We start from the raw sequence: 5,942 nt of genomic DNA, 5'->3' as shown, positions 1-5,942 counted from the left end.
AACGGGATAATCATCTCTGGGCAGAGCCGCTAAGATTTTTTTGACAGACGGGGGAACTTTCACTAACATAGTTATTAGTTATTATTTTTTTCTGCTCTCTATCTTACCAGATTTGAGAGCTTTTTTCTCCATCTATTCTTAACATTGGATAGTGATGTGGGTGAAGAGTTGGTGGCAATGGGAGTGCCAAAACAAGATATTGTTTTAGGGTTACAGCCACCCTATAAGCGCCCCTATACGGGTTATGGTGTGGAGCGCGATCGCGTAGCGTCTCCAGAGGAGAACCGCCATCAATATACCTGATAGCAAAGAACTATGCAAGAATGCCCCGTTTGTCAAGGAACTCTCCAACCCAGGCGATCGCCAGGATTATTATACTGCCAGCAGTGCGATATCTGGGTTTCCGATTTCAGCGCTGATGTCGCACAGCACTCAGAAACCATTATTGAAGAAAATCGTGCCCAAGGCTTAAAACAACTGCGCCTGAGTAATTTTAACACAATTCTCGATATTTTACAAACCTATAGCCCCTTAGAAAATCAGCGCCTTTGTGATGTTGGCTGTGCCTATGGATGGTTTCTAGAAGCAGCGACTCAACGGGGAATAGAAGCCATGGGAATTGAACCCGAAGAAGCCGTTGCCATCCAGGGAATTGCCCAAGGATTGAACATTAAAATTGGCTACTTTCCCGACTGTTTAAACGACTCAGAACGCTATGATATCATTTCCTTTAACGATTCCCTCGAACATTTACCCGATTTACCCAGAATTTTCCAAGCCTGTTCTCATCACCTCAACCCTGACGGAAAACTAATCATTAACATCCCCAACAGTCAAGGCATCTTCTTCAAAATAGCCCAAAAACTTGCCCAACTCGGATATACCCAACCCTGGGATAGACTGTGGCAGAAAAACTATCCATTCCCCCATCTCATTTATGTCAATCCCCAGAACTTAAAAGACTATGTAACTCCCTATGGCTTTAAGCTGCTCCACAGTCAAACCCTAGAAACCCTTCAAATCAAAGGACTTTGGCAACGGTTACGCATGGACAAAAGCTCTGGGTGGCTGATTTCCGCTATACTTTATATCGGGTTGCTTATCCTCTACCCTCTGATTCATCAATGTCCCTCTGATATCCTGCTCCAGATTTATCAAAAAGACTCTTAGATGTTTATTAAACTCGATCCCAATTTTTTAGCCCAAATTGCCACCGATAACGATCGCATCCCCACCCTATACTATTCTAAAATTGATTTAGTCCGAGCCGTCTTCTGGATGCGTCTCCGACTCATCTACTCCGCCCTGCAAGATCTGCATATCAAAAGACAAACTTGCCTAGATTTCGGGGGCGGGGGCGGCATTTTCTTACCCACATTAGCCGATGATTTCGATCGCGTCTTCTTCCTAGATCTCGAAGATCGCGAAGCGCGTCAAGTCATCCATCACTACGATCTCTCTAATATTCAAATTATTAAACAAGATGTCAGTCAAGTCAACCTACCCCATGAATCCTTCGACGCTATCATTGCGGCTGATGTTCTCGAACACTTCCAAGATTTATCCATCCCCACCCAACCTCTAAAATCTTGGCTCAAACCCACAGGAGTTTTAATCACCTCCTTACCGACAGAAAACTGGATTTATCAAGGGTTACGCACCGTTTTTAATATCGAAAAACCCCCCGATCATTATCATACCGGATACGAAGTCGAAGCCTATCTAGAATCTCAAGGCTTTCATCCCATTAACCGCCAATTTGTGCCCCTAGTCTGGAATCTATTTCCCTTGTTTTTAATTACGGTTTGGAAACTTAAACCTCCCCAAAAATGACGTTACAAATTATCACTTACTTAATTGCTTGTGTCTTCAGCATCAGTCTAGGGCAACTCCTGTTTAAGTTAGCTGCTAACTTTAGTAATACCCACTCTCCCCAAGGGCTGACGCTGATGAGCTATTTAAGCAATCCCTATCTGTGGAGCGCCCTGATTATTTATGGCTCGGCTACCCTATTTTGGATGTGGTTGTTGCGGTTTATTCCACTCAACCAAGCTTACCCATTTATGGCATTGGCATTTGTGATTGTTCCCCTATTGAGTAGCCTTTTTTTAGGTGAAAAAGTTGATGCTCGCTATCTGGTGGGAGTTGCCCTAATTATGTCCGGTTTAGTTATTATGAATTATCAATAACAGAGGGGAGTTAAATTGAGTTCAAAGCCGCTAATTGCTGTGATTATTCCCTGTTACCGAGTGCGCCAACATATCCAGTCTGTGTTATCGGAAATTGGCGCAGCAGTGGATAAAATCTACCTGGTGGATGATGGTTGCCCGGAAAATACGGGGGAGTTTGTCGAAAAAAATAGTCAAGATTGCCGAGTTCAAGTCCTCTACCATCGCCAAAATCAAGGAGTTGGCGGTGCGGTGATTACGGGATATCAACAGGCGCTTCTAGATGGAGCCAGCATTTTGATTAAGCTAGATGGGGATGGGCAAATGAATCCCCGTTTTATCCCCCAATTGATTGCGCCCCTTCTTTCAGGAGAAGCGGATTATACGAAAGGGAATCGCTTTTATCATCCGGAACACCTGCAAGGGATGCCGATGATTCGGGTATTGGGCAATGGGGGTTTATCGTTTTTAACGAAGTTATCTTCTGGATATTGGGATTTATTCGATCCGACAAATGGCTATACCGCGATTCATCATGCAGTGTTAGAACTGATTCCTTTGCGGAAACTGAGTAAACGGTTTTTCTTTGAGTCGGATGTACTGTTTCGTCTGAATACAGTGCAAGCGGTGGTGATGGATATTCCGATGGCTTCCCAATATGGAAATGAGCAAAGTAATCTGAAGATTATGAAGATTTTCCTGCCGTTTTTATGGGGAAATTGCTGTAATTTTATCAAGCGAATTTTTTATAATTATTATCTGAGAAGTTTTTCGATCGCCTCCCTAGAGCTGTTGCTAGGGTTGCCTTTGTTGGGCTTTGGCTTTATTTTCGGGGGGGTGTCTTGGCTGAATAGTTTTACTACGGGAGAAACGGCGACTGCGGGAACGGTGATGTTAGCCGCTCTGCCGATTATTCTGGGCTTTCAATTGCTGTTATCGTTTATTAATTACGATATTTCGATTACGCCTCGGATTCCCTTGCAACGGAAGTTGAGGAGAACTAACAGTTGAAATGCCCTCTCCCTTAATCCCTCTCCCACGGAAGAGGGACTTTAGCTAATCATCGTGGTGGCTGATGTTAATTGTTCATTGTTAATTGTTCATTGTTAATTGTTAATTGTTAATTGTTAATTGTTAATTGTTCCTTATTTACGGGCCGTCTAATACGGCATCTTGGATATCTTGACGACTGAGGGAATATTTAAACCCTCGTTGAATATCGTTGCCGTCACTGTCTGCTTTTAAGTAACAGACAATGAGCTGTTCGGTTTCTAAATAAATTTCTGCGCTCCAACTGTCATGTGACAACCGCCAACAATGGAGTTCTTCTTTATCTTGTTCACCCCCAAGTTCAGTTAACCATTGTTCAATTTGTGGGAGGGGATGGTTGTATAGGGGAGTATTGGAAGTAGGAAGGGACATATACGGAAAAGAAGATCGAGAGGATAAATTTATGGAGATGGAGGTAGGGATAGGGTGGGTGAAATCAGTTCGGGATTCAACCAGGCGATCGCGATCGCCAATCCTAAACATACCACAAACGTCAGTCCCAGAATAAACAGGGCAAACAGTTCCCCCGATGAGAGGGGGCGATCGCGCGAATCAAGGTAAGCTGAAGAACGATAATCATGGGGGGAATTCCCGGAGCGCAAATCCACAGGAGAATGCACGACATAGAATCGAGAATAACCCATGGCGCGATCGTAGATTCCCCGGCGCTCTGGATTGCTTAACACTGCATAGGCTTCATTTAGCTCCTGAAAGCGCCGGGTTGCTACATCTGGCTCTAAATCTGTCGTATCTGGATGATAGCGCTTACTCAACTCCCGATAGGCTCGGCGAATTTCCAAAGCAGAAGCCAAAGGATGAACCCCTAATCGGGTATAGTGGGTGGATGAAACCGTCTGCTGATGTCGATCGGAAGAACTCGAAGAAGGATGATTCACGGATGAGGGTTTAGGTCACAACACTGAAGAACTGTAATGGATTTTAAATCATTTTACAGCCCTTCCCTTTCTTCGGGCGATCGCCAGGGAACTTTGACGAGTATTTATCGTCTGCCCTAGGCTATTATCCAAGGTATTCAGAATGCAACTTGACCCCAATTATGGTAAGTAAAATTTTTTCGTTGGCTAGGCAATTGAGAAAATCGCGGCGCTTATCTCAGTGGATATGGGTATTTTTGGCCACAGTAAGTTTAACCATTCTTGCCCAACCTTCTTTACCCCCCAGTATTGCCCAGAATGCTCGGATTACCGAAGCGACGATCGCCGAAATTGTGGACAGACAAGTATTAGTTAATCGTCGTCTCGTGGCTCCAAACGACAAAGCCAGATTAGGGGAACGGATTCAAACTACCGGAGCAAGAGTAGAACTCAAAGTTAATACGGGGGCGATCGCCCGTTTAGGAAGCAATTCCGCCTTAGTTCTGGGCAGTCAATGCTTGCAACTGCAACAGGGACAGATGTTAGTCAGTGGAGCCAGTAACGCTTGTACTCCCAATGTTGATTCAAACATACGGGAAGCGACTTATCTCCTAGAGAGACTAGACAATAACCAAACCCGTTATGCCGTTTTAGAAGGAGACATTGAAATCAGCAATCCTCAAATCCCCAATTTAGCCCCAGTTTCCGTGCAGCAGGGGCAAGACATCATCATTGAATCAGATGGTCGTTTTAACCCCGTTCAACCCCTCTCTTCTAGCGGTTATGCACAGATTCTAAACGGAGAATTGATGAGGGATTTTTCCACCCCATTACCCAATCTGATTGCCATTAAACAAACCTTTGAAACCCTATATCCCGATCAAATCTTTCCCCCCTATCTCTCCCAACGGATTGTCGAGCGATCGTTCCGTTGTCCCGCTAATTTTGTCGCCGCTTCTGCACCAGTAGAAAGCCAACAAAATTGGACAACTCAACTGAGTTTAGCCCGCCTAACTTCAGCCCGGCAAGGAGGATTACTGATTCAACTCAAGGTGTTAGATAAACCCCTGACTCGATATGCCAATGCTGTTTATCAGGTTTACGCTTTGCAGGAACAGAACTGGGTTCCTTTGTATACTAGCATGGGGGCCAGATTAATTAATAATCAGAATGGGACTTTACCCCCGATGTCCGAAACTATTCCGATTGAAGCTCTGCGACTGCAAGCCTTAGGGGAAAAGGTCAATATAGAGAATTTGGAGTTAAAAGCGGTGGTGAAAATTCGCTACGATTTATCGATGGAACAACGAGATCTTAACCTAGAGATCGAGCAAATTAAAGCTTATCCAGACATTCCCATTAGTCATTGTTTATCCTAGGAGTCAGTTGGCGTTGGCAATGTTGGTTACGCCGACGGTTAATCCGTTTTTGGTGATTTCAGCAGCTTTTTGAGTCAAATTTATAGCGCTTTCTGCTTCGCAGACATGAAACGCGCGGTAATAGGTAATAGGTAATAGGTAATGGGTAGTCAGGTTGCAGCGTGTGTAGGTTGGGTTGCGCGAAGCAAAACCCAACAGAGGAGTTGTACACCTTGCCATTGTTGGGTTTCGTCCCTCAACCTAACCTACGAGATCGGCGATCGCACTGTGAACCCGCCCCCACAACATGCAATTAAAAATTAAAAATTAAAACCGTTTCTTTTGGATTTTTGATACAGCGCTTCGCGCGGTAATGAGGTACAGTCAGAAAAGATCCCCCTAAATCCCCCTTAAAAAGGGGGACTTTTACTGCCCCCCTTTTTAAGGGGGGTTGGGGGGATCGAAATGTACCGCATAGCAGCGAAAACTGC

The 5,942-nt window shown here is 44.6% G+C and carries 8 protein-coding genes and 1 pseudogene; 6 read left to right on the top strand and 3 right to left on the bottom strand.

Annotated elements, in window-relative coordinates; translation table 11 throughout:
• Positions 1-141 precede the first annotated feature (141 nt).
• The 5 genes and pseudogenes from PJF56_RS18540 to PJF56_RS18520 form a co-directional block, all read left to right on the top strand.
• A pseudogene (locus tag PJF56_RS18540) lies at positions 142-303 on the top strand (element excision factor XisI family protein); the annotation flags it as partial.
• Between the two features lie 12 nt (positions 304-315).
• Positions 316-1,170 carry a class I SAM-dependent methyltransferase gene (locus tag PJF56_RS18535; protein WP_283764192.1) on the top strand — a complete coding sequence of 285 codons (855 nt, stop codon included), beginning with the start codon at positions 316-318 and terminating at the stop codon, positions 1,168-1,170.
• Positions 1,171-1,833 carry a class I SAM-dependent methyltransferase gene (locus PJF56_RS18530; RefSeq protein WP_283764191.1) on the top strand — a complete coding sequence of 221 codons (663 nt, stop codon included), beginning with the start codon at positions 1,171-1,173 and terminating at the stop codon, positions 1,831-1,833.
• Entirely contained in the window at positions 1,830-2,189 is a 360-nt protein-coding gene (locus tag PJF56_RS18525) for an EamA family transporter (protein ID WP_283764190.1), read from the top strand. Before PJF56_RS18530 ends, PJF56_RS18525 begins: the two co-directional genes overlap by 4 nt.
• Positions 2,190-2,204: 15 nt before the next feature.
• A complete protein-coding gene (locus PJF56_RS18520; protein WP_283764189.1) occupies positions 2,205-3,179 on the top strand; it encodes a glycosyltransferase family 2 protein in 975 nt (324 codons plus the stop codon).
• Positions 3,180-3,317: 138 nt separating this feature from the next.
• On the opposite strand, the gene PJF56_RS18515 is transcribed toward PJF56_RS18520, so the two are convergent.
• Entirely contained in the window at positions 3,318-3,590 is a 273-nt protein-coding gene (locus tag PJF56_RS18515; protein WP_283764188.1) for a DUF3143 domain-containing protein, read from the bottom strand.
• A 29-nt stretch (positions 3,591-3,619) separates the two neighbouring features.
• Complete coding sequence (locus PJF56_RS18510; RefSeq protein WP_283764187.1) at positions 3,620-4,114, bottom strand: J domain-containing protein; 495 nt, start codon at positions 4,112-4,114, stop codon at positions 3,620-3,622.
• Between the two features lie 161 nt (positions 4,115-4,275).
• Between PJF56_RS18510 and PJF56_RS18505 the strand changes: the two genes are divergently transcribed.
• The gene (locus PJF56_RS18505; protein WP_283764186.1) at positions 4,276-5,472 is read left to right on the top strand and encodes a FecR family protein; all 1,197 of its coding nucleotides are present in this window, start codon (positions 4,276-4,278) and stop codon (positions 5,470-5,472) included.
• 3 nt (positions 5,473-5,475) lie between these two features.
• Here PJF56_RS18505 and PJF56_RS18500 read toward each other — a convergent pair whose 3' ends face one another.
• A complete protein-coding gene (locus PJF56_RS18500) occupies positions 5,476-5,691 on the bottom strand; it encodes a hypothetical protein (protein ID WP_283764185.1) in 216 nt (71 codons plus the stop codon).
• Between the last annotated feature and the right edge of the window lie 251 nt (positions 5,692-5,942).

Source organism: Roseofilum halophilum BLCC-M91 (assembly GCF_030068445.1).
GTDB classification, from domain to species: Bacteria; Cyanobacteriota; Cyanobacteriia; order Cyanobacteriales; family Desertifilaceae; genus Roseofilum; species Roseofilum halophilum.
This window is presented reverse-complemented; position numbering and strand designations above follow the sequence as displayed.

What these genes read in the sequence shown, in the direction of transcription:
- PJF56_RS18515 (WP_283764188.1), bottom strand. Translation starts at nt 3,590, where the DNA reads ATGTCCCTTCCTACTTCCAATACTCCCCTATACAACCATCCCCTCCCA.
- PJF56_RS18505 (WP_283764186.1), top strand. Translation starts at nt 4,276, where the DNA reads ATGGTAAGTAAAATTTTTTCGTTGGCTAGGCAATTGAGAAAATCGCGG.
- PJF56_RS18500 (WP_283764185.1), bottom strand. Translation starts at nt 5,691, where the DNA reads ATGGCAAGGTGTACAACTCCTCTGTTGGGTTTTGCTTCGCGCAACCCA.
- PJF56_RS18530 (WP_283764191.1), top strand. Translation starts at nt 1,171, where the DNA reads ATGTTTATTAAACTCGATCCCAATTTTTTAGCCCAAATTGCCACCGAT.
- PJF56_RS18535 (WP_283764192.1), top strand. Translation starts at nt 316, where the DNA reads ATGCAAGAATGCCCCGTTTGTCAAGGAACTCTCCAACCCAGGCGATCG.
- PJF56_RS18525 (WP_283764190.1), top strand. Translation starts at nt 1,830, where the DNA reads ATGACGTTACAAATTATCACTTACTTAATTGCTTGTGTCTTCAGCATC.